At 58.0% G+C, this 25,724-nt stretch carries 27 protein-coding genes; 15 read left to right on the forward strand and 12 right to left on the reverse strand.

Annotated elements, in window-relative coordinates; translation table 11 throughout:
* Positions 1 to 123: 123 nt before the first annotated feature.
* From MWU60_RS08050 to MWU60_RS08060, 3 genes are read right to left on the reverse strand one after another with little or no spacing between them, the layout of a single operon-like run.
* A complete protein-coding gene (locus tag MWU60_RS08050; RefSeq protein ID WP_247226728.1) occupies positions 124 to 771 on the reverse strand; it encodes a phytanoyl-CoA dioxygenase family protein in 648 nt (215 codons plus the stop codon).
* A 1-nt stretch (position 772) separates the two neighbouring features.
* The gene (meaB, locus tag MWU60_RS08055; protein WP_247226729.1) at positions 773 to 1,768 is read right to left on the reverse strand and encodes a methylmalonyl Co-A mutase-associated GTPase MeaB; all 996 of its coding nucleotides are present in this window, start codon (positions 1,766 to 1,768) and stop codon (positions 773 to 775) included.
* 39 nt (positions 1,769 to 1,807) lie between these two features.
* On the reverse strand, positions 1,808 to 2,479 hold the full coding sequence (locus MWU60_RS08060; protein ID WP_247226730.1) for an NAD-dependent deacylase: 672 nt from the start codon (positions 2,477 to 2,479) through the stop codon (positions 1,808 to 1,810).
* Between the two features lie 100 nt (positions 2,480 to 2,579).
* On the opposite strand from MWU60_RS08060, the gene MWU60_RS08065 reads away from it, so the two are divergent.
* On the forward strand, positions 2,580 to 3,011 hold the full coding sequence (locus tag MWU60_RS08065; protein WP_247226731.1) for a hypothetical protein: 432 nt from the start codon (positions 2,580 to 2,582) through the stop codon (positions 3,009 to 3,011).
* A complete protein-coding gene (locus MWU60_RS08070; protein WP_247226732.1) occupies positions 3,011 to 3,439 on the forward strand; it encodes a low molecular weight protein-tyrosine-phosphatase in 429 nt (142 codons plus the stop codon). The genes MWU60_RS08065 and MWU60_RS08070 overlap by 1 nt, the downstream gene beginning before the upstream one ends.
* Here the strand turns inward: MWU60_RS08070 and MWU60_RS08075 are convergent.
* The gene (locus tag MWU60_RS08075) at positions 3,396 to 3,719 is read right to left on the reverse strand and encodes an arginine transporter (protein WP_247226733.1); all 324 of its coding nucleotides are present in this window, start codon (positions 3,717 to 3,719) and stop codon (positions 3,396 to 3,398) included. The genes MWU60_RS08070 and MWU60_RS08075 overlap by 44 nt on opposite strands.
* Before the next feature lie 196 nt (positions 3,720 to 3,915).
* Between MWU60_RS08075 and MWU60_RS08080 the strand changes: the two genes are divergently transcribed.
* From MWU60_RS08080 to MWU60_RS08100, 5 genes are all read left to right on the forward strand, one after another.
* On the forward strand, positions 3,916 to 5,505 hold the full coding sequence (locus MWU60_RS08080) for a DUF4034 domain-containing protein (protein WP_247226734.1): 1,590 nt from the start codon (positions 3,916 to 3,918) through the stop codon (positions 5,503 to 5,505).
* Between the two features lie 148 nt (positions 5,506 to 5,653).
* Entirely contained in the window at positions 5,654 to 7,453 is a 1,800-nt protein-coding gene (lepA, locus tag MWU60_RS08085; RefSeq protein ID WP_247226735.1) for a translation elongation factor 4, read from the forward strand.
* 3 nt (positions 7,454 to 7,456) lie between these two features.
* Entirely contained in the window at positions 7,457 to 8,188 is a 732-nt protein-coding gene (locus MWU60_RS08090; protein WP_247226736.1) for a class I SAM-dependent methyltransferase, read from the forward strand.
* Positions 8,189 to 8,198: 10 nt separating this feature from the next.
* Complete coding sequence (locus tag MWU60_RS08095; protein ID WP_247226737.1) at positions 8,199 to 8,297, forward strand: hypothetical protein; 99 nt, start codon at positions 8,199 to 8,201, stop codon at positions 8,295 to 8,297.
* Positions 8,290 to 9,171, forward strand: a complete 882-nt coding sequence (locus tag MWU60_RS08100) for a hypothetical protein (protein WP_247226738.1) — start codon at positions 8,290 to 8,292, stop codon at positions 9,169 to 9,171. The genes MWU60_RS08095 and MWU60_RS08100 overlap by 8 nt, the downstream gene beginning before the upstream one ends.
* 38 nt (positions 9,172 to 9,209) lie before the next feature.
* Here MWU60_RS08100 and MWU60_RS08105 read toward each other — a convergent pair whose 3' ends face one another.
* Together MWU60_RS08105 and MWU60_RS08110 are read right to left on the reverse strand one after the other, a co-directional pair.
* Positions 9,210 to 9,686, reverse strand: a complete 477-nt coding sequence (locus MWU60_RS08105; protein WP_247226739.1) for a transposase — start codon at positions 9,684 to 9,686, stop codon at positions 9,210 to 9,212.
* Between the two features lie 248 nt (positions 9,687 to 9,934).
* Positions 9,935 to 10,672 (reverse strand): alpha/beta fold hydrolase, encoded by a 738-nt coding sequence (locus tag MWU60_RS08110; RefSeq protein ID WP_247226740.1) that lies wholly within the window; start codon positions 10,670 to 10,672, stop codon positions 9,935 to 9,937.
* Positions 10,673 to 10,756: 84 nt separating this feature from the next.
* Here MWU60_RS08110 and MWU60_RS08115 point away from each other — a divergent pair, with 84 nt between their 5' ends.
* On the forward strand, positions 10,757 to 11,119 hold the full coding sequence (locus MWU60_RS08115) for a hypothetical protein (protein WP_247226741.1): 363 nt from the start codon (positions 10,757 to 10,759) through the stop codon (positions 11,117 to 11,119).
* A 35-nt stretch (positions 11,120 to 11,154) separates the two neighbouring features.
* On the opposite strand, the gene glyA is transcribed toward MWU60_RS08115, so the two are convergent.
* Positions 11,155 to 12,450 (reverse strand): serine hydroxymethyltransferase, encoded by a 1,296-nt coding sequence (gene glyA, locus MWU60_RS08120; protein WP_247226742.1) that lies wholly within the window; start codon positions 12,448 to 12,450, stop codon positions 11,155 to 11,157.
* A gap of 187 nt (positions 12,451 to 12,637) precedes the next feature.
* Between glyA and MWU60_RS08125 the strand changes: the two genes are divergently transcribed.
* Positions 12,638 to 13,402, forward strand: a complete 765-nt coding sequence (locus MWU60_RS08125) for an NAD kinase (RefSeq protein ID WP_247226743.1) — start codon at positions 12,638 to 12,640, stop codon at positions 13,400 to 13,402.
* 42 nt (positions 13,403 to 13,444) lie between these two features.
* Here MWU60_RS08125 and MWU60_RS08130 read toward each other — a convergent pair whose 3' ends face one another.
* The 4 genes from MWU60_RS08130 to MWU60_RS08145 form a co-directional block, all read right to left on the reverse strand.
* Positions 13,445 to 13,855 (reverse strand): BLUF domain-containing protein, encoded by a 411-nt coding sequence (locus tag MWU60_RS08130; RefSeq protein WP_247226744.1) that lies wholly within the window; start codon positions 13,853 to 13,855, stop codon positions 13,445 to 13,447.
* Between the two features lie 137 nt (positions 13,856 to 13,992).
* Complete coding sequence (locus tag MWU60_RS08135) at positions 13,993 to 14,526, reverse strand: CIA30 family protein (RefSeq protein WP_247226745.1); 534 nt, start codon at positions 14,524 to 14,526, stop codon at positions 13,993 to 13,995.
* Positions 14,527 to 14,580: 54 nt separating this feature from the next.
* On the reverse strand, positions 14,581 to 16,473 hold the full coding sequence (gene prpE, locus MWU60_RS08140; RefSeq protein ID WP_247226746.1) for a propionate-CoA ligase PrpE: 1,893 nt from the start codon (positions 16,471 to 16,473) through the stop codon (positions 14,581 to 14,583).
* 98 nt (positions 16,474 to 16,571) lie between these two features.
* Positions 16,572 to 18,851, reverse strand: coding sequence for an NADP-dependent malic enzyme (locus MWU60_RS08145; RefSeq protein ID WP_247226748.1), 2,280 nt, complete (start codon positions 18,849 to 18,851; stop codon positions 16,572 to 16,574).
* 123 nt (positions 18,852 to 18,974) lie between these two features.
* Between MWU60_RS08145 and MWU60_RS08150 the strand changes: the two genes are divergently transcribed.
* The 6 genes from MWU60_RS08150 to upp are packed head-to-tail and all read left to right on the forward strand — an operon-like array spanning position 18,975 to position 24,603.
* On the forward strand, positions 18,975 to 20,057 hold the full coding sequence (locus MWU60_RS08150) for a cupin domain-containing protein (protein ID WP_247226749.1): 1,083 nt from the start codon (positions 18,975 to 18,977) through the stop codon (positions 20,055 to 20,057).
* 60 nt (positions 20,058 to 20,117) lie between these two features.
* Entirely contained in the window at positions 20,118 to 20,510 is a 393-nt protein-coding gene (locus MWU60_RS08155; protein WP_247226750.1) for a cytidine deaminase, read from the forward strand.
* A gap of 1 nt (position 20,511) precedes the next feature.
* On the forward strand, positions 20,512 to 21,813 hold the full coding sequence (locus MWU60_RS08160; RefSeq protein WP_247226751.1) for a thymidine phosphorylase: 1,302 nt from the start codon (positions 20,512 to 20,514) through the stop codon (positions 21,811 to 21,813).
* Positions 21,813 to 22,988 carry a phosphopentomutase gene (locus tag MWU60_RS08165; protein WP_247226752.1) on the forward strand — a complete coding sequence of 392 codons (1,176 nt, stop codon included), beginning with the start codon at positions 21,813 to 21,815 and terminating at the stop codon, positions 22,986 to 22,988. The genes MWU60_RS08160 and MWU60_RS08165 overlap by 1 nt, the downstream gene beginning before the upstream one ends.
* A complete protein-coding gene (locus MWU60_RS08170) occupies positions 22,985 to 23,974 on the forward strand; it encodes an adenosine deaminase (RefSeq protein ID WP_247226753.1) in 990 nt (329 codons plus the stop codon). Before MWU60_RS08165 ends, MWU60_RS08170 begins: the two co-directional genes overlap by 4 nt.
* Positions 23,971 to 24,603 carry a uracil phosphoribosyltransferase gene (gene upp / locus MWU60_RS08175; protein ID WP_247226754.1) on the forward strand — a complete coding sequence of 211 codons (633 nt, stop codon included), beginning with the start codon at positions 23,971 to 23,973 and terminating at the stop codon, positions 24,601 to 24,603. Before MWU60_RS08170 ends, upp begins: the two co-directional genes overlap by 4 nt.
* Before the next feature lie 3 nt (positions 24,604 to 24,606).
* Here the strand turns inward: upp and MWU60_RS08180 are convergent, their stop codons facing one another.
* Positions 24,607 to 25,623: a hypothetical protein gene (locus tag MWU60_RS08180; protein WP_247226756.1), complete on the reverse strand. Its 1,017-nt coding sequence runs from the start codon at positions 25,621 to 25,623 to the stop codon at positions 24,607 to 24,609.
* Positions 25,624 to 25,724: the final 101 nt, after the last annotated feature.

The following is a 25,724-nucleotide window of genomic DNA, read 5'->3' on the forward strand; positions in this document are numbered from 1 at the left end:
CGGTGATGGCACATCCGTTTGATACGGGGTTAAAACCCCGCATCCGCAGGGTCATGAATAAGATCAGCGCGAGATAGGCGGATTCCTTGATCCCGTCAACCCGGTTTGCCTCTGCCACACCGATCATTTTGCCCAAACAAGTGGTGTGGGCAAGTCTGCCGCAGCGTAATCAATACGAAGCACTCTGCGGGTCGTTGGCATAGCGGCAGGGAATGAACGGTGCAGTGTCAGCATGTTCAAAACCAGAATGTCGCAGCGCTGCGCCGTGCAAATGTGATGCGCATAGGAGTTGGCAACGGTCTCTGCGTCTTCGGCAGGCACGCGGCCCGCATTTTGGCTGCCAGCGGCGATCTCCATTGCGCCGGTTTCTGCCCCGCTGTCATCAAGGTGGACGCGAACAAACAACATGTGCTTGAGAAGCGAAATTGGTGGTTCGCAATGCCAGACACCGTGTTTGCGGGACCAATTGTGGAAGCCAGACACATCATGCTTTGCATCGACCGCGATGACCCGGTCTTGATGCCAAGGCAGCACCCAGTTCGTTTCGGGCGTCTTGTCAAAGGCGATTAGTCGCACTGGCACCATGTCGCGATCAAGATTTTGAATGAGACGGGTCACAGGTGAAAGCGCGTCAGTGGCAGACTGATCAAGCGGGATGCGCACACCTGGCCTTTGTCTATTTGTGCCGAGTTTGTCCAACGCGGCGAGGTCTTGGCGATCTACCGCGCCGCGCAGCCACGCCATGCCATCGCCAGAGTTGCCCTGATCCACCCTACGCCAACCGATCCCGCAAAGGTCCCAGCACCTGCGCTGCCGCTGCCGCAGAGGTCACGCGGCCTGTTTTCACGTCTTCTTGGGCTGCCCTCATCCGTTCTGCTGTTTGTGGGTCTTCCAACAGGAGTGCCAGCAACCCGTTACGGACATCTTGCGCGAACCAATAGCTTGCCTGCGCCTCGCGGTTCGCGTTCCAGATGCCGTTTTTGTGCCGCCAATCGGTTAGCGTCATCATCTCGTCCCAAGCGCTTTGCAAACCCTCTACCTCAAGTGCCGAGATGGTCATCGCCTTGGGAAACCCATCAGGATCTTGCGCCCGTTTGCGCAGCAAGCGCAAGGCACCCGCATAATCCGCACAGGTCCGGGTCGCTTGCGGTTTCAGATCACCATCGGCCTTGTTCACCAAGATCAAGTCGGCCATCTCCATGATGCCACGCTTGACACCTTGCAGCTCATCCCCGCCCGCAGGGGCCAGCAAAAGCACAAAGAGGTCCGCCATTTGCGCGACCACGGTTTCGGACTGGCCTACGCCTACGGTCTCAATCAATACCACATCAAAGCCCGCCGCCTCGCAAAGCGCCACAGCCTCGCGCGAACGTCGTGCCACGCCGCCCAGTTGCGTTTGACTGGGTGAGGGCCGGATGAAGGCATTGGGATCGCGCGCTAAGTAATCCATCCGGGTTTTGTCACCCAGAATTGAGCCTCCAGAGCGGGCCGATGACGGATCAACCGCCAGCACGGCGACACGTTTGCCCAAGCCGGTCAGCATCAGACCAAAGCTTTCAATGAAGGTGGACTTGCCGACACCGGGCGTGCCCGACAGACCTATGCGCAAAGCCTGTTTGTCTGTTCCAAGCCTGTCCAGCAGCGCCAGCGCATCGTCGCGATGATCTGCGCGCCCGCTTTCAACCAGCGTGATCGCGCGCGCCAAAGCCCGGCGATCGCCTGCTTGTACACCTTCGGCCAGTGTCGCGATATCTGTGGTCTTGCTCATGGCACCCTTCTTATCGGGCGACAGCCAAAGGTCCAGCCCCTAGCATAGCGTGGCGACCCATGCTGGCACGACCTTGGTTGCGGGGCCAAACAGGTGATCATCGAAGGCATTTGCGCGAGCGGAAGGCTCCAGATTGATCTCAAGCGTCTGTCCTTTGGCCAGTTCCACAAGACCAGCCGCAGGATAAACCTCAGCCGAAGTGCCAATGGCGACAAAGAGGTCGGCCGTCCCCACTGCGTCCATGATCGTATCCATCGCGTAAGGCACTTCGCCAAACCAGACGATGTCGGGGCGAGTCGCGGCTTGGCCGCAGGACGGGCAGGCATCAGCGGGGTCCATCTTTAAAGGTGCATCCCATCGGGCCGCGCAAACAGCGCAAAGGGCGCGCATCAGTTGGCCATGCATATGGATCACATCCGGCGATCCCGCGCGAGCGTGCAGATCGTCGACATTCTGGGTAATCAGCGTCACCTCATGTGCGCTTTGGGCCAGTTGCGCCAGTGCAGTATGCGCGGCATTGGGCGTGGCCCCTGCACAATTAGCGCGGCGGGCATTGTAGAAATCGTGGACCAGTGCAGGATTGCGGGCAAAACCTTCGGGGGTTGCGACCTCGTTGAGGTCATAACGGGTCCACAACCCGTCTTTGTCGCGAAAGGTCCCAAGTCCGCTTTCGGCCGACACCCCGGCCCCTGTAAGGATCGCAATTTTCATGAGCGTCACTTTGACCGCGAAAGTGGCACCACAGCAAGCCAAAGTGGCGGGGCCCCGCAACATTTGGTAGCATGTCAGCAATTGAAGGGGAGGAAAGACCATGACCAAAACACCTATCCATCTTTGGGTTGTCGGGGTTCTATCGCTATTGTGGAATGCAGGCGGGGCGGTTGATTACGTCATGACACGCACCAACGCGCCTGAATATCTGGCGGCGCAGCCCCCCGAACGGCTAACGATGTTGCAGGACGCGCCGATGTGGTTTGGGGTCACCTGGGCGCTGGGCGTGTGGTTTTCGGTCATCGGATCACTGTTGCTGCTACTGCGGTCGCGGTTTGCGGGATCGGCTTTCGCGCTGTCGCTGCTCGGGTTGATTGGATCGTCGGTCTACACATACGGCATCGCAGAAGGGGGCGGCATGGTGGCCGCCGCTGGACCCGCCGCGATTGCATTCACGGTTGCGATCCCGGTTATCCTGATCCTGCTTTGGATATATGCGCGGGCGATGACCAGACGCGGAGTGCTGCGCTGATGCGGATTGTCTTTGTCTGTCTTGGAAATATCTGCCGGTCGCCCGCTGCGGAAGGGGTAATGCGCAGCCTCGCGCCAGACCTGACGCTGGACAGTGCGGGCACTGGAGGCTGGCATGTGGGGGACGCGCCTTATGGGCCGATGCAAGAAGCTGCAGCGGCAAGGGATATCGACTTCAGCAGCCTGCGCGCACGCCAGTTCAGCCGGGCTGACTTTGACACCTTCGACCTGATTGTCGCGATGGACCAACAAAACAAGGCAGATATCGAAAGGCTGCGGCCTGCGGGGAATACCACGCCTGTGCAGTTAATGGCGGATCAGGACGTCCCTGATCCCTATTACACGCGCGACTTCGAAGGGGCGCTGGACATGATTGAGGTGGCGGCTAGACGTCTACTGGCTGACATATCTCGGACGCCAGATCGGTGAAGGACCTATAGCGGTCCCAGAACCGCTCATCCCCGCGACGGTCAGACTGGCGGGTGTCCTGCGCCAGTTGCGGGTTTTCAAAGAATGTGACAGCGCGGGCCTGATCACTGTTCGACAGGGTCTGGTTCGCGACTTGCTGAATACACGAACACAGTGCTGGCGAGGCCGCACGGCGATCCGCGTCAATACAGGCACGGCTGATGTCACCTGTCGCGCCCCGGCTACCACCGCCACAGGCGGCAACTGATGCCAAAGCACCTGCCAATAGAAAATACCGCATTCGCCTATCCTCTGCCCGACCTCCGGGTTTGTCCCGGATGATCCACGTTAGGTTATGCCCCACGGGGAGAGTATGGCGGGGAGAGGGGGATGTTGCAATTAGACAAATGACTTTCTGCAAGCGTGGCAACCCTTGTCTTGAAATAAGAATGCCCAGATGGTGGTATAGACCAACATTCAACTAAGGATTGTTTTCAATGCGATTTCTAGGCTTTGCTTTGCTGTTTGTTTTGCTACCAGTCTGTGTCATGTCGCAAAGTCGCGCGGATGATATTCGGGCATTTTCATATGATGGCAATTTCGAAGCGCTGGAGGCTGCTTTCGCGCAAGCGCACGAACAGTCGCTGACAGGTGAACTTGAGTTTGATGAACTGCGCGATCTTGTTTCGGCGATAGCAACAAGTCATCCGACCTTTTTTGAAACGATTAATCAATGGCTAGTTGCTTATCCTCAGTCGCCTTATGCAAATGCGGTGCGCGCTTTTCAGTACAGAACGACCGGCTGGAACATACGCGGTAGCGGTCCCGCAAGACAAAAACCGCGCGATGCGCTGGCATTGTTTTCAGAGTATCAAAATGCTGCTGCCGAGCATGCCATGATAGCCTATCAAGCTGCGCCGGATTATGTGCCAGCAAGTGATGCAATTTTTAGATTGCAGCCCGCAACCAAAATGGTTCCGCGCCTTGCTTATCTTGTTGTGGTCGCGAAAGTCATGGAAACAACGCCAAATTTGGGATCCCTTGAACGCGCAGCAGGATTTGCCGAACCTGGTTGGGGCGGTCGTGGTCTGGAAGACGTAAGGCTGCTGTGTGAAACCCATGCTGAAAAAGTGCCTGACCCCGATTATGACGTCGATATCTGTGTCGTTCAACTGTCTTATGCCTCTGGGTGGCGGGGCGGAGAGCTTCCACGAATATGGCAAAACATTAGGGATCGAACGCATCCCTCAATCGCTTACGCTTGGGCCTACCGCGTTACCGCTGGCGCATATGAACGGCGCGCGGCACATGATATCGCGGTTGTTCAAGATTATCTGACAGGTGCGGGTCAGACTGACTACGAGGTTGCAGAACGGTTTATGCAATCATTTGATGTGCGTGGGCCGGAACCGCAACGGATTTTGACTGACTTGGCACAGCGGCTGATGGCCGAAGCCCGTAAAGAAATCGAGCATGACCCATTCAATCCGCAGCTTATTCGTGTCTTGTTGCGTGAGCCACGGGTGCTGCAAATGAACATAAATGAGCATTTGGACGAGTCCAGGAGTGATGCGTACCGTATTTTGCGGTCACGCTTAGCCGTGGCCCGTCCGTTTGATCCAGACATTTGGCTTAGCGTTGCCAGCAGTTATTCAAATGACATCGAAGAAGTGCTTTCCAACCGCGCGATGCCGTATTTTCAGAATGCGCTCTACTACAGCGATTATGACGTCTATACTATTGAAAAAACACTATTTTACTTGATCGATCGCTTGGCTACTACGCATTATACCAGAAACCCCGGCGATCCGGATGTCCGGGTCGTCGACAGTATGCCCGCCGATCTCGTTTGCGAATTTGTGAGGTTAGACAGGATTGCGACGCATCAATGCCGTGGTGATGGCTTGGGGCCTGACAGGTGTATGGAAGTGATAAAAGAGTTTCGGCCCAATTATGAACGCTATGTTTCAGAAGCTGCCGCGACAGGGCTTTGTTCTGCAGAGATAAGTCAGAGCATAGCGGATCTCAGACATCAACCTGCAACTATACTGCTGCAGCAACTTGCAAAGCCGTTGAATTGGGACTGAGACAAGAGGTGTAAATCGAGGAAGGGTGAGGGCTGACGCCATGTAACGTGCGGAACGCCGCATCGATAGCCGGCCGCGTAACGTCGTACAGTTTTGCTGCCTCACCATCCCACTTGACCGCCCCTCAAAACCCCTACATATCCCTGCTATGACAGACCTCTCGCATATCCGCAATTTCTCGATCGTGGCGCATATCGACCACGGTAAATCGACGCTTGCTGACCGGCTGATCCAGTCCACCAACACGGTGGCCGATCGCGACATGAAGGCGCAATTGCTTGATAGTATGGATATCGAGCGTGAGCGCGGCATTACCATCAAAGCGAACACCGTGCGCATTGATTACACAGCTGACAACGGTGAGGCCTATATCCTCAACCTCATCGACACCCCCGGTCACGTCGATTTCGCCTATGAGGTGTCGCGCTCCATGCGCGCCGTCGAAGGGTCCTTGCTGGTTGTTGACAGCACCCAAGGGGTCGAGGCGCAGACGCTGGCTAATGTTTATCAGGCCATTGATGCGGATCACGAAATCGTCCCCGTCCTGAACAAGATCGACCTGCCTGCGTCAGAATGTGACCGTGTGGCGGAACAAATCGAAGATGTGATCGGGATCGACGCATCCGGGGCCATTCGGGTCAGTGCCAAAACCGGCATCGGCATCCATGAGACGCTGGAAGCCATCGTCAACCTGCTGCCTGCGCCCAAGGGCGACCGCGATGCGCCGCTGAAAGCGATGCTGGTGGATAGCTGGTACGACAGCTACCTTGGCGTCATCGTGCTGGTGCGCGTCATCGACGGGGTGATGAAGAAAAACGACCGCGTCAAATTCATGTCCAACGGGACGGTCCACGGGATCGACAAGATCGGGGTGTTCCGCCCGCAAATGCAGGACGTGGCCGAATTGGGACCGGGCGAGATCGGGTTCATCACCGCCTCCATCAAACAGGTGCGCGACACGCGGGTAGGGGATACGATCACGTCGGAACGTAAAGGAACCGAAGTGGCGCTGGACGGCTTTAAGCCCGCGCAACCCGTGGTCTTCTGCGGGCTCTTCCCCGTCGACAGTTCCGAATTCGAAGACCTGCGCGATGCGATTGAAAAACTCGCGCTCAACGATGCGTCCTTCAGTCACGAGATGGAGACATCGGCGGCGCTGGGCTTCGGCTTCCGCTGCGGCTTCCTCGGGCTTTTGCACCTCGAAGTCATCCGTGACCGGATCGAGCGGGAATATGACATCGACCTGATCACGACCGCCCCCTCGGTCGTCTACCACGTCTACATGCGCGATGGTGAGATGATCGAACTGCACAACCCCGCCGACATGCCCGACCTGACGCATGTGGACCACCTGGAGGAACCGCGGATCAAGGCCACGATCCTTGTGCCCGATGAATACCTGGGCGATGTGCTGAAGCTGTGCCAGGACCGGCGCGGCGTACAGCTGGACCTGACCTATGCAGGATCGCGCGCGATGGTGGTCTATGATCTGCCGCTGAACGAGGTGGTGTTCGACTTCTACGACCGGCTGAAATCGGTGACCAAGGGCTATGCGTCCTTTGATTATCAGATGACGGGGTATCAGCAGGACAATCTGGTGAAAATGTCGGTGCTGGTGAATGACGAACCCGTCGATGCGCTGTCGATGATGGTGCACCGCGACCGGGCTGAGGCGCGCGGCAGGGCGATGGTCGAAAAGCTCAAAGACCTGATCCCGCGCCACATGTTCAAAATCCCGATCCAGGCGGCGATTGGCGGCAAGGTGATCGCCCGCGAGACGCTCTCGGCACTGCGCAAGGACGTGACCGCGAAGTGCTACGGCGGGGACGCCACACGGAAACGCAAACTGCTGGACAAGCAGAAGGCCGGTAAGAAGAAGATGCGGCAGTTCGGTAAAGTTGATATCCCGCAGGAAGCATTTATCTCCGCCCTGAAAATGGACAGCTAGAATATGACAATGGTCCCGCCCCCCAAGCTGCGCAAAAGACTGCGCAAACTGTCGCTGAAACTGGCGCGGCTGGGACGGGAACCTTCGGATCGTCAGGATTACACCTGCCCGCTTTGCGGCTACGAAGGGCCGTTCAAACCGCGCTTTGGAACCGTTGCCATCCGTCTTGATGCGGCCTGCGCGCAATGTGGCGCGCTGGAACGGCACCGCCATATCGGGTTGTGGTTTCGTGACAACGCGCACCGGACCTGGGGGGATATCCTGCACTTTGCCCCCGAACGGCAGATGCGCAAGCTGTTGCAGGGGCTGGGGTCCAGCTACACAACGGCCGAGTTGTTGGCAGGCGTCGCCGACCTTGCGCTGAATATCGAGGCGATTGACCTGCCCGATGCGTCCTACGACACGATCATGTGCAATCACGTGCTGGAACATGTGGATGATGCCAAGGCGCTGCCGGAACTCTACCGTATCCTGCGGCCCGGCGGGCAAGCCATTCTGACCTTCCCCCTGATCGCGTCATGGCCCGAAAGCTATGAAAACCCGGACGTGAAAACGGAGGCCGACCGACACAAGCACTTCGGACAAAGCGACCACGTGCGCTACTTCGGCTGGGACGCCACGACACGGATCGCGGCGGCGGGGTTCAAACTGACAACAATCGTCGCAACAGGGCAAGAAGCGGTGACCTATGGGGTTGCCCGGGGGGATGTGATTTTTCTGTGTGAGAAGGGGTAGGGGGATGCTCTTGAGCACGCAGAAGGCCGGTAAGAAAAAGATGCGGCAGTTTGGCAAGGTGGATATCCCGCAGGAAGCGTTTATTTCGGCTTTGAAGATGGATGAGTGATGTATTTCTGCTTGGAAGACAGAGGGCATTGGCCGATGCGCGCGAATTGCTTTGGGACAACCTGGAAGAAAGCATTTGGTGGGACAAATACCGTGACCTTACTGCAAGCGAATTATCTGCCGAGAAAATTCGACTTCAGCACGAGAATTTTCATCCCGTACTTGTTTCCTTTCAAACGTCTTTTGTTCCGACCATCCTTGAGGTCCAAAATGAAGCTGCCCGTTTGGTGCTACAGTATGGGGCATCAAGACGCCTAGCATCTATCTATGCAGCAATGAATGTCATTGCGGATGTATCATATCCTGCGCGAAGCGAGGTTTGCTCTGAAGAGGAACATGGCCGTCTTAGCGATGCTTTGATGATATTCTATGTTAGTATTCCAGCATTTTTTGATGCCCTTTCAATGGCAAGCCATCGTGTTTTTCAGCCGAAGCACTACTCGGAAAAAGACGCTGATTTGTTTTCAAGAAAATACTGGGATGCAATCGGATTGATCGAGGGCTACTCGAATATATCCGGCTTTACCGGATGGTTTCGTCGAATAAAGAACGTAATGAGGCATCCGTACGCACACCGAATTCCGCCTTACGTGCCGGCGGCAGAACACTCGATAGAAGACGCAGAAAAGAACAAACGGCTTCAAGCAGCTTATTCTACAGCTTTAGTCGAAAAAAGGTTCGATGATCTTTCAAGAATAATGGGTGATCAAAGGCGACTTGGTACCTTTTCTCCGAAGATTTACTTCTTTGAAGAAGACTCTTGGACGCCGCTGAATCCTACAGTTTTCGAAGATTTATTCACATTTCAGGTTGCCGCACTGTCTATGCTTGAGGCGTTGCTACCGTCCGAGGGGTTTCTCAATAAAGGAACGTAGGGTGGGTGAAACCCACGCGTCACCCAAACCCGGACCGTTTACGCGTGGGTTTCACCCACCCTACGGAAACTCGAATACGGCCAATCTTCCGGTCGCTTAACCAAACCGTGTTTCACCGGGTTCCACCGACAATAATCCACATGCGCCTGAAAATCACTGGCGTCCCGGATCGCGTGCTCCCAATACCGCCGTTGCCAAATGCCCTTTTCACCGCGCGCCACTTTGCTGGGCGATGGCGCACCCGTTGCCCGGCAAGCTTGTGAAAACCGCCCCTTGATCTTTTTCCAACGGACCGAGAAATCCGCGTCCCCCGGCGGTAACGTCCACACTGCATGGATGTGGTCCGGCAGGATCACCATGGCGTCACAGCTGATTGGATGTTCGCGCGCCACAGACGCATAAACCGACCTAAGAAGGTCAATCTCATCCACCAGCGTCGTTGCCGACCGGTCCGCGAGCGTGACCGTGAAGAAATAGGTACCACCCGGCACATAAAGACGACGATAGCGCGACATGCCGCCACTATGACGAAAGATGGTTAATAATGCGTAGGGTGGGTGAAACCCACGCGCAAAAATATCGGTTCAATGCGCGTGGGTTTCACCCACCCTACAGCGCGTTATCAATCGCCGCGCCCGATCCCTTGGACGGTTTCACAGGCGGCAAGGCCAAGAATGGAAAGGACAAGGGCGATACGGATCGTGGGTGAACCTCTTTGCATCGCGATGTTCGGCGGCAGCCTAGCGCACAAGGCTTTGCCTTTTCAGCCCAAAAAAGCGCTTACTGCCGCCGCGAACTCACGCGGCCTTTCGGCGTGCAGCCAGTGGCCTGCGCCGGGGATTTTGGCGAATTTTGCATTGGGGAAAAGGGTTTTGATTTGGGGGCGCGCGTCGCGTTGTACGTAGTCCGATGTGCCGCCTGACAAGAACAGTGTGGGGCCGTCGAATTGGCCTGAGACCTGCGGAAATCCGATGATCTTGTCCATCTCGATGCTCAGCACATCCAGATTTAGCCGCCACTTTCGGTCTTTCATATCAAGGCTTTGCAGTAGGAAATCTGCGACCCCGGGTTCCAGATCACCCAGTTGCGCCTTGGCGTCGGCCCGGCTTTCCACGGCTGTCAAATCAACCCGCCGCATCGCCTCAATCGGCCCCATCTGGCTGTGGCTATAGGTGACAGGGGCGATATCTGCGACAATCAACCGGTTCACCAGCGACGGGTTTTGCAGCGCCAGCACCATCGCGGCTTTGCCTCCCATCGAGTGTCCGAGTACGTCTGTTGGCCTGTCGATGACCTCAGCTAGGTCAGTCGCTAAATCGGGGTAGCTGTGGCTATCCGCCCAATCGCTGCCCCCATGATTGCGCATATCAACCGTGATCACAGGCTGCGTGGCCGACAACCGTTTCGCGATCACTCCCCAATTGCGCGCGGACCCAAAGAGCCCATGCGCGATCAATAGCGGGGTGCCCGCAGGCCCGTCATATGTCACCGTGTTCAACATGCATCTGTTGGTAGCCAACCGCGGCGTCGGGGGCCAGAGGGATTGAGCATATTGCCCCAACCAATTACCGGGGGCCTCATGGGGATGACGCTGCAACAGATGGTGGATGAGGTTCGTGACGCGCTGGCAGACAAGTTGCGCGTGCGGGGGCGGACGTTGGATGCACAGGTCCGCAAGGCGGGGCGCTTGTTGCCCCGTGCGGTGCGGCGGGACGCCACCTTTCTGGCGCAGGCCGTTGGGTTGGCGGACAATCCAAAGCTGGCTCGCATGGTGGACATGGCCAAGGCCCGGCAGGCGCGTCGCCGCGTCTTGGCCTATCTGCAAAGTGTGGATATGGCCGCACAACGGCGTGATGCTGCGCTGAACCTCGTGGCCTCGATTGCCTTTGCTTTGCTGGCAACGGGTGTCTTGCTGCTGTTTGTGTTGTGGGCGCGCGGGTTTGTGTAAGGTGGCCCGGCATTACCGCCAGGCCGAACCTTGATTTAGAGCGCCGGATAAATCGGGAACTGATCGCAGAGCGCTTCGACTTCGCCGCGCACCTTCGCTTCAACCGTGCCATTGCCATCTTCACCGTTCGCTGCCAGCCCTTCGGTGACTTCCACGATCCAGTCGGCGATCTGTCGGAATTCAGGTTCGCCAAAGCCCCGTGTGGTCCCCGCGGGTGACCCAAGGCGGATGCCGGATGTCACCATCGGCTTTTCAGGATCAAAGGGAATGCCGTTTTTGTTGCAGGTGATATGGGCGCGACCGAGCGCCTTTTCCGTCGCGTTGCCCTTCACACCTTTGGGGCGCAGGTCAACCAGCATAACGTGGGTGTCTGTGCCGCCTGTGACGATATCCAGACCACCTTTCATCAGTTGGTCAGCCAGGGCTTGGGCGTTCTTCACAACTTGTTCTTGGTAAGTCTTGAACTCAGGGCGCAGTGCCTCGCCAAACGCGACAGCTTTGCCTGCGATGACGTGCATCAAAGGCCCGCCTTGGATGCCGGGGAAGATGGCGGAGTTGAATTTCTTCGCCATCGCTTCGTCATTGGTGACGATCATGCCGCCGCGTGGACCGCGCAGGGTTTTGTGCGTTGTGGTTGTTGCCACATGTGCGTGCGGGAAAGGCGATGGATAGAGGCCAGCGGCAACGAGACCTGCGAAATGCGCCATGTCGACCAAGAGGTAGGCACCGACGCTATCGGCAATCTCGCGCATTTTTGCGAAATCAATGATGCGTGGGATGGCAGAACCACCGGCGATGATCATCTTGGGCTGGTGTTCGGTGGCAAGACGCTGCACCTCATCATAGTCCAGCATGCTGTCTTGCTGGCGGACACCATACTGCACCGCGTTGAACCATTTGCCGGATTGGTTGGGCTTGGCGCCGTGGGTCAGGTGGCCGCCTGCATCCAGCGACATCCCTAGGATCGTGTCACCGGGCTGGAGAAGCGCTTGAAAGACGCCTTGGTTGGCCTGAGAGCCTGAGTTGGGCTGCACATTGGCGAAACCGCAGTTGAAAAGCTGCTTGGCGCGTTCAATGGCAAGGTTCTCGGCCACGTCCACGTGTTCGCACCCGCCGTAGTAGCGGCGGCCCGGATAGCCTTCGGCGTATTTGTTCGTCATCACGCCGCCTTGCGCTTCCATCACCGCGGCGCTCACGATGTTCTCGGATGCGATCAGCTCGATCTCTTTGCGCTGGCGCTTGAGTTCAGCTTGCATTGCGGCGTGGATTTCTGGATCGCGGGTTTCCAGTTTTTCTGTGAAAAAGCCGTTGTCGCGGACAGTGACGTTCATGGGTGCATCCCCTCTTTTGCAGGTGCCATGTTTGAATTCTTGCGCCCTCATAGCGCAGCGCACGGCCTTTCTAAAGCATCAAAACGACCATGATCTTCATGAGGGCGGCACGGGGGTTTCGTATCGGCGTCTTGCGTTTCGGGGCTGATCACCGCACAACTTATCGGAAATGAAAGGTTTTTGACCAATGCCCCGCCCCAAGATTGCCTTTGTCGCAAGCCCTGTGCCGATTGCGCAGACAGCCCTGCGCGAATTGGCCGCAAAGCATGGTGACGTCCCGCAGGCCGAGGCGGATGTGATCGTAGCCCTTGGTGGCGATGGTTTCATGTTGCAGACTTTGCATAGCACCCAAGGATTGGACGTGCCCGTTTATGGGATGAACCGGGGCACCGTTGGGTTCTTGATGAATGAGTATCACGACGGCGATCTGCGCGCCCGGCTGGACGAGGCTGAGGAAGAGGTGATCAACCCGCTGACCATGACCGCCCTGACGGTTGACGGCACCATGCATGAGGCGCTGGCCATCAACGAAGTCAGCCTGCTGCGCGCGGGTCCACAAGCGGCCAAGCTGCGGATCACGGTGGACGGACGGTTGCGGATGAACGAACTGGTTTGCGACGGCGCGCTGGTCGCGACGCCTGCGGGATCGACGGCCTATAACTACTCCGCGCATGGCCCGATCTTGCCGATTGGGTCGGACGTCTTAGCACTCACCGCGATGTCCGCGTTCCGCCCACGTCGTTGGCGCGGCGCGTTGTTGCCCAAGAAGGCTGTCGTCCGGTTCGATGTGATTGATCCCGCGAAGCGGCCTGTGATGGCGGACGCTGACGGGAAATCCGTACGGGATGTGGTGAGTGTTGAGATACACTCAGAACCTGCCATCGCCCATCGGATATTGTTTGATCCCGGGCATGGGCTGGAAGAGCGGTTGATTAGGGAACAGTTTGCCTGACGGTGTAGATTGGATGTGGTCTGACCCCAGCAGATAGCGCAGCTATTCTTCTGTCTCGGACACTTGCTGCGCAAGCCGCTGAAATATGCCCATGACCTCTTCCGTCGTGGCGTGGTTGAAGGCGCCCGCGTTGATCTGCTCGCGTGTCCACATCCAACTTTGCACCGGGTCGTCGCGCATGGCCCACTTCCCAAACAGCCGTTCAGACACATCATGACGCAGCAGTTCGGTGACCTCAACATGGCGGTCGTCTTGCTGGATTTTGCCATAGATGCGCCTGACGCTATGCGCGGGCCCTTCTAGTAGTTGGAGGTAGATATCATCGCGGCAGATCAGACAGCCTGTCACTTCGGACTGTGCATTATGGGCGCGGGCATGAAACAGGATACTAAGCAGCGTACTCGCATCAAATCCAAAGGGACGCGATGCATAAACGATCTGGAGATAGGACATGGTGCGGGTCAATTCCTTAGGAAAGGGTGTCCACCCCTCAGGATCGCAGGACGCAGCAAAAATTAGCGTGCCGCCTTTTCGCGTGATTGTCCAGCGAGATGCAATCGCAATGGTTGTGCGATCCCCCTTTGATGTCTCTAGGGTGTGCTGGATGCGATCCAATCCACATCCAGTTCAGCCTCATAATCCGCGCCATAGGCGACGATCCCAAGGCTGCGGATGCCGCCGGCTGCAAAGGCCCCCGATAGTCCGCCTTGCGGTTTGAAGGCGGACCAAGGCAATGCAATCTCTTGCCAGTCACCGGAGGTTTCAAAGGCAGCTTGATAGAATTGCCACGGGCGGCGCGAAGCATCCGGGCGGATGTGGATATAGTAGGTGGCGCCATTGCCTCTGGCACGCAGCGCAATGCCTGTCGCATCGGCGGGCAGGCGCGTTGCCAGTTCTTGCCGTACCTGAATGAATCCACCGTTGTTTGCCGTGCTGACGGTACCGCGCAGTTGGACATAGGTAACCCCACCCTCGGCGCCGATCCCGGCGCGACCTTCCGAGACACCGCCCATCACCTGGTCGCTGGTATAGCGCCAGCGGGTTTCGGCACCTTCAGAGAAATCTTCAATCAGCATAGGCTCCGCCACGACAGGGGCTGCTAGAAACAGCAAGGTCAGGATCATCTTCATCACCCTGACCTAGTGCGTGTGCCTGCGATTTCTATGCCGTGCCAGAGACTAGCCCTGCGCGTAGCCCAAGGGTACCAGCGCCGCCTTGATCTCATCCAGAATAGCCGGGTCATCAATCGTCGCGGGCATTTTGAAGTCCTGCCCGTCCGCGATCTTCACCATCGTGCCGCGTAGAATCTTGCCCGAGCGCGTTTTAGGCAGCCGGTCCACCACTGCAACCATCTTGAAAGCGGCCACTGGGCCGATCTTGTCACGGACCAATGTCACGATTTCCTTGGCAATCTCATCATGTGGGCGGTCGCAGCCTTTGTTGAGGCAGACAAACCCCATGGGCAGTTGCCCTTTGAGTTCGTCCGTCACGCCGATCACGGCACATTCGCCAACGTCCGGGTGCCCTGCAAGGACTTCCTCCATCGCACCCGTCGAAAGCCGGTGCCCGGCGACGTTGATCACGTCATCGGTGCGCGCCATGATGTAAAGGTATCCGTCCTCATCAATCATGCCTGCGTCGCCCGTCTCGTAATAGCCGGGGAAGGTGTTGAGGTAGGATTTAATGAACCGATCTTCAGCATTCCAAAGCGTCGGCAACGTGCCCGGCGGCAGGGGGAGTTTCACGGCGATAGCGCCAAGCTCACCCGCAGGCAAAGGGTGCCCGCCATCGTCCAAAATCTGCACGTCGTAGCCGGGCATTGCCACGGTGGGCGAGCCGATCTTGACCGGCAGCGCCTCGATCCCCGCAGGGTTGCCCGCGATGGTGTAGCCGGTTTCCGTTTGCCACCAGTGGTCATAGACCGGCACGCCCATGACGCGCTGTGCCCATTCAATTGTATCGGGGTCCGCACGTTCGCCCGCGAGGTAGAGTGCGCGCAGGCCAGAGATGTCGTAGTTCTTGATCATCTCGCCTTTGGGGTCTTCGCGCTTGATCGCGCGGAAGGCGGTGGGGGCGGTGAAGAAGGATTTGACGTCATATTCTTCGATCACCCGCCAAAAGGTGCCTGCATCGGGCGTGCCGATAGGTTTGCCTTCGAATACAACGGTCGTGTTGCCGTGGATCAGTGGTGCGTAGCAGATGTAGGAATGGCCCACGACCCAGCCGACATCAGACGCGGCCCAGAAGACCTCGCCCGGGTTCACGTCATAGATGGCTTTCATGGTCCAGTTGAGGGCGACAAGGTGGCCCGCCGTGGGTCGCACAACTCCTTTAGGTGCGCCCGTGGTGCCAGAGGTATAGAGGATATAGGCTGGGTGGTCGCCTTTTACGGGGACGCATTCGGCGGGTTCTACACCGGCCTGAAAGCCGTGCCAGTCATAGTCGCGACCTTCGATCAGCTCGGCGACTTCCTGTTCACGCTGGAAAATGACGGTGAAGTCAGGCTTGTGCGCCGCCAGTTCAATGGCACCATCCAGCAGCGGTTTGTAATGTACAACGCGTCCCGGTTCAATCCCGCAGGACCCGGCAATGATCGCCTTGGGGGCCGCATCATCAATCCGCACGGCCAGTTCGTTTGCCGCAAAACCGCCGAACACAACCGAGTGGATGGCACCAAGGCGCGCACAGGCCAACATCGCCTCCAGTGCTTCGGGGATCATCGGCATGTAGATGATGACACGGTCACCTTTTTCGACACCTTTGGCGCGCAAAGCACCGGCAAGCGAGGCAACGCGGGTTTGTAACTCCGCATAAGTGATCTGGCGTTTGGTGTTTGTAACGGGGCTATCGTAGATAATCGCCGCCTGATCACCGCGCCCGTTTTCGACGTGGCGGTCAACGGCATTGTAGCAGGTGTTCACCTCGGCATCGGTAAACCAGCGATAAAGCGGGGCTTTGCTGTCATCCAGCGCCTGCGTCGGCGGGGTTACCCAGTCGATTGCTTTGGCCTGATCCATCCAGAAACCCTCTGGATCGTTCTTCCAAGCGCCATAAACGTCAGCGTATCCCATGATGTCCTCCCAAACCTGTTGGGCGGATTGTTAAGCGCGCTGCGAGGGCAGAGCAAGCGCGGCCTCGTAAAGACCCAGTCAGGATGTCAAAAACTTGACTACCCGTAGTGCGCGACGGGTGTGCCTGCCACGGCTGACATGTTCAGCAATCCGCGTGCGGTAATTGACGGCGTTACGATATGGCAGCGGTTGCCCATGCCCATCAGGATCGGTCCAACCTCAAGCCCGCCACCCTTCATTTTCAGGATGTTACGCACGCCAGAGGCCGCATCGGTGTTGGCGAAAACCAATGTGTTGGCCGCACCCGGCAGGTGGGCCGCAGGGAAAACGCGGTTGCGCAACTCGACATCCAGTGCCGCATCGACGTGCATTTCGCCTTCATAGTCAAAATCGCGGGGTGCTGCGTCAAGGATCTCCATCGCCGCGCGCATTCGCCGTCCGCTATCACTGTCGAGGTTGCCGAATTGGCTGTGTGAGCACAGCGCGATCTTGGGATCAACGCCAAAGCGCCGCACATGGCGGGCTGCACCGATGACCGTTTCAGAGATTTGTTGCGGCGTCGGTTCTGGGTGTACCTGTGTATCTGCGATAAACAGTGGTCCATCTTCGAGGATCATCAGCGACAGGCCAGCAATCGGGTGGAATTCCGTCGCGCCAAGGATTTCGCAGACATATTTCAAGTGCCACAGATACTGGCCGAATGTGCCGCAAATCATACTGTCAGCTTCACCACGCTGCACCATCACTGCCGCAATCGCGGTGGTATTTGTGCGCATGATTGCTTTCGCCAGATCAGGGGTCACGCCCTTGCGCGCCATCAGATCGTGGTAGGTGCCCCAATAGTCGCGGTACCGGGGGTCGTTTTCTGGGTTCACGATGCTGAAATCGACGCCGGGCCGGATTGTCAGGCCCGCGCGCTTACAGCGCCGCTCGATCACCTCGGGGCGGCCGATCAGGATCGGCGTGTCGGTGGTTTCTTCCATGATTGCTTGTGAGGCACGCAACACGCGTTCATCTTCGCCTTCGGCAAAGACGATTGAGCGCGAGGCGGTGCGCGCAGCGTCAAACACCGGGCGCATGATCATCGCGGACTTGAAGACAGAGCCGTCGAGGTTGGCTTTGTATGTTTTCATGTCTTCCACGGGCCTAGTTGCCACGCCGGTTTCGATGGCGGCACCGGCAACCGCGCTTGCAACGACGCCCATGAGGCGCGGATCGAACGGTTTTGGGATCAGGTAGTCGGCCCCGAACGTCAGTTGCTCGCCTTGATAAGCGGCGGCTGCTTCCGCGCTTGTTGTCGCACGGGCAAGGGCCGCGATGCCTTCAACGCAGGCGACTTTCATCTCGTCGTTGATCTCGGTCGCGCCAACATCAAGCGCGCCGCGGAAGATGAAGGGAAAGCACAGCACGTTGTTGACCTGATTGGGGAAATCGCTGCGGCCTGTGGCGATGATGGCGTCGGGGTTGGCGGCGCGGGCATCCTCTGGGCTGATTTCAGGGTTAGGGTTGGCCAGCGCAAAGATGATTGGCCGCGCGGCCATTTTCTTGACCATTTCGGGCTTGAGGATGTTCGGCCCTGACAAGCCCAAGAATAGGTCGGCACCGTCGATGACATCCCCCAGCGTAGCGGCGGTTTTGCCTTGTGCGTACTCCGCCTTTTGCGGCGTCATGTCCTTTTCGCGGCCTTCGTAGACAAGGCCCTCGATATCGCAAAGATAGATGTTTTCGCGCTTCACGCCGAGTTTCAGCAGCATGTTCAGACAGGCAATACCCGCCGCGCCGCCGCCGGTGCTGACAATCTTGATGTCTTCGAATGCCTTCCCCGCGATGCGCAGAGCGTTGGTTGCCGCTGCACCGACCACGATGGCTGTGCCGTGCTGGTCATCGTGGAAAACGGGGATGTTCATGCGCTCGCGGCAGAGTTTTTCTACGATAAAACAGTCAGGCGCTTTGATGTCTTCAAGGTTGATCGCGCCAAACGTGGGTTCCATCGCGCAGACGATATCTGCTAGCTTTTCAGGATCAGGTTCGTTCAATTCAATATCAAAGCAGTCGATGTTGGCGAATTTCTTGAACAAAACCGCCTTACCTTCCATCACCGGTTTGGACGCCAACGCGCCAATGTTGCCAAGGCCCAGTACCGCAGTGCCGTTCGTGACGACGGCCACCAAGTTGCCGCGCGATGTATAGTCACGGGCGGTGTCGGGATTGGCTTTGATTTCGGTGCAGGCCTCGGCGACGCCGGGTGAATAGGCACGTGCCAGGTCGCGACCTGTCGCCAGCGGTTTAGTTGCGCGGATTTCGAGTTTTCCGGGTTTGGGGTACTTATGATAGTGAAGTGCGGCCTCTCTCAGGCTGTTCTTTGCATCGTCTGTCATAACGTCCTCCCAATATGGTTTAATGTTAAACCATTCTGCTTCCCTTAGGGAAAGCATGTCGCGGGGTCAATCGCGGTACGCCTACTCTTGCAAAAAATTCACCGCAGGGACAGGGTGCAAAACATGACACAGACACATGAAATACGCGCTGAGGTCTGCCTGAGTACGACGGACCTGCGTGCAGACTTGGGCTTTTTTGGCGGTACCTTGGGGATGCGGTTGGATATGATTTATCCGGCGGATGATCCTTCTGTAGCGGTTTATTCGGGGCATGGGTTGCGGGTGCGGTTGGATCAGGCCGCCGGGGTGAACCCCGGCTTACGGATTTTGACAGACGATCCTGCGTTTGCGGATGGGGCGACTGAATTGACCTCACCGGGCGGCACGCAGGTGCAGGTGCGACCGCTGAACCCACCGCTAGAGCTGCCGCAGACAGATCATGCCTTTGTTGTCCGCCGTCTTGCAGACCAAGCGCCTTGGGTGATTGGCCGTGCGGGGATGCAGTACCGCGATTTGATCCCCAGCCGTTTGGGCGGTTCGATCATTGCCAGTCACATCCGTATTCCCGATGGCGGCCCGGTCCCTGATATGGTGCATTTCCATAAGGTCGGGTTTCAGTTGATCTTTTGTTATCGTGGCTGGGTCGATGTTGTGTACGAAGACCAAGGGCCGCCGATCAGACTGAAGGCAGGGGATTGCTTTATCCAGCCGCCCGAGATCAGGCACCGGGTGCTGGAAGCGTCAGATGGCATTGAAGTGATTGAGATTGGTGTGCCCGCCGAACACATCACAGAGATTGATCACGAGATGGACCTGCCGACCCCGCATCTGCGCCCAGACCGTGAATGGCAGGGGCAGAAGTTCGTTTTCAACGAAGGGGCAACGGCCACATGGCATTCTGCGCATTTACCCGGCTTCATCGCGCGCGACACCACGATCGCCACAAATACCAAAGGCGTCGCGGGCGTGAATGTGATCCGCACAGGGGAAGGCGCGCCGGTTTGGGCCAGCCATGACGCGGACATCCACTTCACCTTCGTGATGGAAGGCAGCATGACGTTAGAAGGTGAAGGCAAAGACCCCTTTGCGCTCGCCCCCGGCGATGCCTTCGTCATTCCACCGGGGATGCGGACACGCTACTCTGATCCGTCCGACGATCTGGAACTGTTGGAAGTAACGCTTCCGGGTGTCTTCACGACGACCTAAGCCTCTTGCATCCGCCCGCGTCCCGTCACACTCTGGTTTGAAGTTCAGTAGGAGGCCGATATGTCCTTGATCGACAGCGCGCGTCGCGTCCGTGAAAACGCCCATGCACCCTATTCCAAGTTCAAGGTGGGGGCAGCACTCAAGGCAGCGTCTGGCGCGGTCTATACCGGGTGTAACGTGGAAAACGTAGCCTATCCCGAAGGCACATGCGCAGAGGCAGGTGCGATCGCTGCCATGGTCGCGGGCGGCGATACAGCCATCGCTGAGATTGCAGTGATTGCCGACAGTCCCAAGCCCGTAAGCCCGTGCGGTGGATGCCGCCAAAAGATCGCAGAGTTCGCGCAAGGCGATGTGAAGGTGACCCTCGCCACGACGGATGGTGTGGTCCATGAAACGACCGTTGCGGCGCTTTTGCCGGGTAGTTTTGATGCCGACTATATGAGCCGCGTGTGATATGGACGCCCGTGCGATCATCGCAGCCGTTCGTGGTAAGACGACCCCAACGCAGGAGGAACTGACGTGGTTTGCCCAAGGCCTTGCCTCGGGTGATGTCAGTGACGCGCAGGCCGGCGCATTTGCGATGGCCGTCGTGCTGAACGGGCTGTCAGACGAAGGTCGTGTGGCCCTGACCCAAGGGATGCGTGACAGCGGTGATGTGATGGCCTGGGATTTGCCCGGCCCTGTGATTGATAAACACTCGACAGGCGGGGTGGGTGACTGCGTATCGCTGATCCTTGCCCCTGCATTGGCCGCTTGTGGCGCGTATGTTCCGATGATTTCTGGGCGGGGTTTGGGCCATACCGGCGGCACGCTGGATAAGCTTGAGGCGATACCGGGCCTGAACATCAACGTCACCGACAAGCAGTTGCGTTTGATCACGCGCGAAGTGGGTTGCGCGATTGTCAGTGCCACAGGCCAGATCGCGCCTGCTGACCGCCGCCTTTATGCAATCCGCGATGTCACAGCGACGGTGGAAAGCGTTGATCTGATCACGGCTTCGATCCTATCGAAAAAGCTTGCCGCAGGCTTGGAAAGCCTGATCTTGGATGTGAAATGCGGCTCTGGCGCCTTCATGAAAACCCACGATGAAGCGCGAAAGCTTGCCCGTGCTTTGGTGGATGCCGCGAACGGGGCAGGGTGCAAGACGGCTGCCCTGATCACTGACATGAACGAACCGCTGGCGCCTGCATTGGGCAATGCGGTCGAAGTGGCCGTCTGCATGGAGGTGCTGGCGGGCAATACCGCTGCCGCCCCACGTCTTTACGACCTGACCGTTGCACTTTGCGCGCAGCTTTTGGTGATGCAGGGTGAAGACGCCGCATCCGCTGCGGATCGCGTGACCGTGGCAATCAGTTCGGGTGCCGCGATGGAACGCTTTGCCCAGATGATCGCCGCTTTGGGTGGTCCGCCCGATATGGCGCATGACTGGCACACCCATTTGCCAAAAGCGCCGGTTGTGGGTGAGGTGACGGCGCCTGCATCAGGTCACATCGCAGCGATTGACGGAGAGGCGCTGGGCCTTGTTGTTGTTGGCTTGGGCGGTGGGCGCAAGGTCGAAACGGACCGTGTTGATCCAAGCGTTGGACTGACCGAGATGGTGGGTTTGGGCGATGCCGTCAGCCGTGGTGATCCGCTTTGTGTGCTGCATGCCGCTGATGAGGATGCAGCTATCGCGGCGGCACAGGCCGTGCAGGCTGCGATCACAATTGGCGATCCGGTTGAGCCCGGTCCATTGATCATAGAAGGAATAACCTGATGCCACGCGCGTTTCTTGTGGTGATTGATAGCGTCGGCATTGGCGGCGCGCCGGACGCTGATCAGTTTTTCAACGGTGATTTGCCAGACACAGGGGCCAACACTGTGGCACATATCGCCCGCGAAGCCGGGCTTAATGTGCCAACGCTGGACGCGCTGGGGCTTGGGGCTGCGGTCAAGCTGGCCTCTGGCGAAGACGCAGTTGGTTTAGGGATAGAACCCATTGGCGCATGGGGTGCAGCTACTGAGGTGTCGCGCGGTAAAGACACCCCATCGGGACATTGGGAACTGGCCGGCGTTCCAGTGCCGTGGGAGTGGCACACCTTCCCGGATGATGATCCTGCATTCCCGGACGACGTGACCGCTTTGATTTGCAAGCTGGCGGGAACAGACGGGATTTTGGGCAACCGCCACTCCTCAGGCACCGTTGTGATCGAAGAGGAGGGCGAGGCGCATCTCAAAACCGGCTGGCCGATCTGCTATACATCGGCGGATAGCGTGCTTCAGATCGCGGCGCATGAAGAGACGTTCGGGCTTGAGCGGTTGATGCAGCTTTGCAAAGATCTGGCCCCCGCGTTGCACAAGATGAAAGTCGGTCGCGTCATCGCCCGGCCATTTGTGGGCGAGGTGGGCAATTTCAGCCGCACCGCCAACCGCAAAGACTTTGCCATTGCACCCCCGTCACCCACGCTTTGCGACTTCGTGCATGATGCCGGACGGACCGTGCATGCGGTCGGCAAGATCGGCGATATCTTTTCGATGCGCGGTATTGATGACCTGCGCAAAGGGCGCGATGTGGCCTTGATGGATCACTTGAATAATCTGGCAGATGAGGCGGGTGACGGATCGTTCGTCTTTGCCAACCTCGTCGAATTTGACAGCGAATATGGGCACCGTCGCGATCCCGTGGGTTATGCTGGCCATCTGGAATGGTTTGACAAAGAACTCGCCGCATTGCTGCCGAAACTGCGCGATGATGATCTGTTGATCGTTACCGCCGATCATGGCAATGACCCGACATGGGCAGGCACCGATCACACGCGCGAACGGGTGCCGGTTCTGGTGCATGGTATGGGGGCGAAAGCTTTGGGCCAATTGGCGTTTACGGATGTTGCAGCGACGATCGCTGCCCATTTGAATGTGCCCTACAAAGGTAAAGGAAAGAGCTTTCTATGAATTTCCGCGAGCTACCGAAAGTTGAGCTGCATACGCATCTGGAAGGCTGCGCGCCGCCTGCGTTCATCAGGCAGTTGGCGCATGAAAAACGGCTCGATCTCTCGGGGATTTTCACCGCAGAGGGTGGCTATGATTTTCGCGATTTCGATCATTTCTTGCAAGTCTATGAGGCAGCATGCACCACGCTGCAAAGCCCAGAGGACTTTCGCCGTCTGACGATGGCCGTGCTGGAAGAAACCGCATCGCATGGTGTGGTTTACATGGAAACTTTCGTCTCGCCCGACTTTTGCGGTGGGGGCGATCTGGTGGCATGGACAGACTATCTGGCTGCGATGCAAGAGGCAGCGGCTGAGGCCGAAGACAAGTTCGGGATCACACTGAAGGGTATCGTCACCGGCATCCGCCACTTTGGGCCAGAGGCCTGCAAGCCAGCGGCGCTTTGCGCGGCCGAGACCTATGGCGATTTCATCACCGGCTATGGGATGGCGGGTGGCGAAATGGTGGGGCGTCCGGCTGATTATGCCTACAGCTTTGATCTGGCGCGAGAGGCGGGGATGCCGTTGACCTGTCACGCGGGCGAATGGGGTGGTGCCTTGATGGTGGCCGAGACGATCCGTGATTTGCGCGTCGCCCGGATCGGACATGGCATTGGCGCGATTGATGATCCAACACTCATTGATGAAATTCTGGAAAAAGATATCGTGCTTGAGGTCTGCCCCGGCTCAAACGTGGTGCTGAAGGCGGTGGATGGCTGGGCCAGCCACCCGATTGCCAAGCTGCGCGATGCGGGCGTGAAGGTTACGGTGTCCACCGATGACCCGCCGTTTTTTCATACAACGATGACTGCTGAATATGACATGCTGCACCAGACCTTTGGCTGGGGTGAGGACGAATTCAAAGCGCTGAATGCCACAGCCCTCGCAGCCGCTTTCTGCGATGATGATACAAAGGCCCGTGTGGCCAAACGACTGGAGCCTGCCCAATGACTGATCATGTCACGCATGTCACACACCCGCTGGTACAACATAAGCTGACGCTGATGCGCCAGCAGGACACCTCTACGGCGGTGTTCCGGCAGTTGCTGCGCGAGATCAGCCAACTGCTCGCCTATGAGGTGACGCGTGGGCTGCCGATGACAACCAAGCGGATTGATACGCCGCTTGAGCCGATGGACGCGCCGGTGATCGACGGCAAAAAGCTGGCGCTGGTGTCGATCCTGCGCGCGGGTAACGGCCTGTTGGATGGTGTGCTGGAACTGATCCCATCGGCCCGCGTGGGGTTTGTTGGGCTATACCGAGATGAGGAAACGCTCAAACCTGTCCAGTATTATTTCAAAGTGCCGACTGAGTTAGAGGACCGTTTGGTCATTGCTGTTGATCCTATGCTGGCGACAGGCAACTCATCCGTCGCCGCGATTGATCTGCTGAAAGAAGCAGGGGCCAAGAACATCCGGTTTTTATGCCTTTTGGCGGCACCCGAAGGGATCGCGCGGATGAAAGAAGCGCACCCGGATGTGCCCATCGTCACCGCCGCGATTGATAGTCACCTGAATGAAAAAGGCTATATCGTGCCCGGCCTTGGTGACGCGGGTGACCGGATGTTCGGTACGAAGTAATCTTCAGATATTGCAGATATTCTGTAAGCTGACCCAATCGCTGTCGTTCAGGATCAACGGGATCGTGCGCTCAGTCAGCGGATCTGCACCCAGTTCCGGCATTGTGCCGGTGCGCGCATCGGCGGCAGCCAGATAGGGGGCTTGCGGTATTTCTGCGGCAGCCAGCGTGGCCCTGAGGATATCTGCGTCCGGTTGGGGTGCGTCACCTTGCAGAAGGGCTACTGCGTTTTCGCGCAGGATTGCGCTGGGGATTTCGCCTGTCGTTAGCAGACGGAACGTTGTGCCAAGCCCCTCGCGGTGCAGCAAGCTTTCGAGCGGATCATCGTGGATGACCGCGGCACGCGCGGCGAGGATGAAACCCGCGGCGACCGCTGGGTCATCAGAGAGTTGCAAAATCCCATAATCCAGCACTGTCAGCCCGCCGGGCAGGGCGAGAGCCGCTTGCGGCAGGTTGGGAACGACGACAATACGCGCGGCGGTGTCGAGGCCGAAAAGCCGCTCGGCGAGGCTTGTGGCCGCATCGTTTGCGCGGGGTGACTGGCAGATAGCCCCTGTTTGGTCCTGTAGATAGCCCAACATCTCGATCCCGATTTCGGCCCGTTTGGGGGCGGGTACAACGGCAAGCGTCTGCCGGGTCAGCGCACCGGGTAACCAAAAGATCGCCAGCGCCAAAGTCACGATGATGAATGCACCTGTCAGCCAATGGCGCAATTTTCCGGGATGCGGTTGGGCCTTGGCAAGGGCGCGGCGTACCTCCTCAATCGCGTCGATCATGGTGGTGTCCGCGATCTCTAGAATCTCGCTGGCGTCCTCATCAGGGGCATAGATCGCTGGCGTGTCCTCTGGGTTTTGCCGGATCAGCGCAGGCAAGGACCAATGCGCCAAAGGGCTGCCAGTGGGGTCAGTGATGACCAGCGTCGCATCGCCAAATGAAATGGCAACATCGCGGCGCTGTCCATCAGGTTCGGCGCGCCAAAGCGCCTCGCTTTCCAGACGCACGTATCGGTCGAGTGCTGTCATGTGCCCCACTGCCCTTTTTGGCGCAGCGTAGCGGGCTGTGCGCGGATTGTCATGTTGGAAACGAAGAGCCAGCGACAGCGCGCTTTGCGGGGGTGGACCCT

Source organism: Yoonia sp. F2084L, assembly GCF_023015625.1.
Lineage (GTDB): Bacteria > Pseudomonadota > Alphaproteobacteria > Rhodobacterales > Rhodobacteraceae > Yoonia.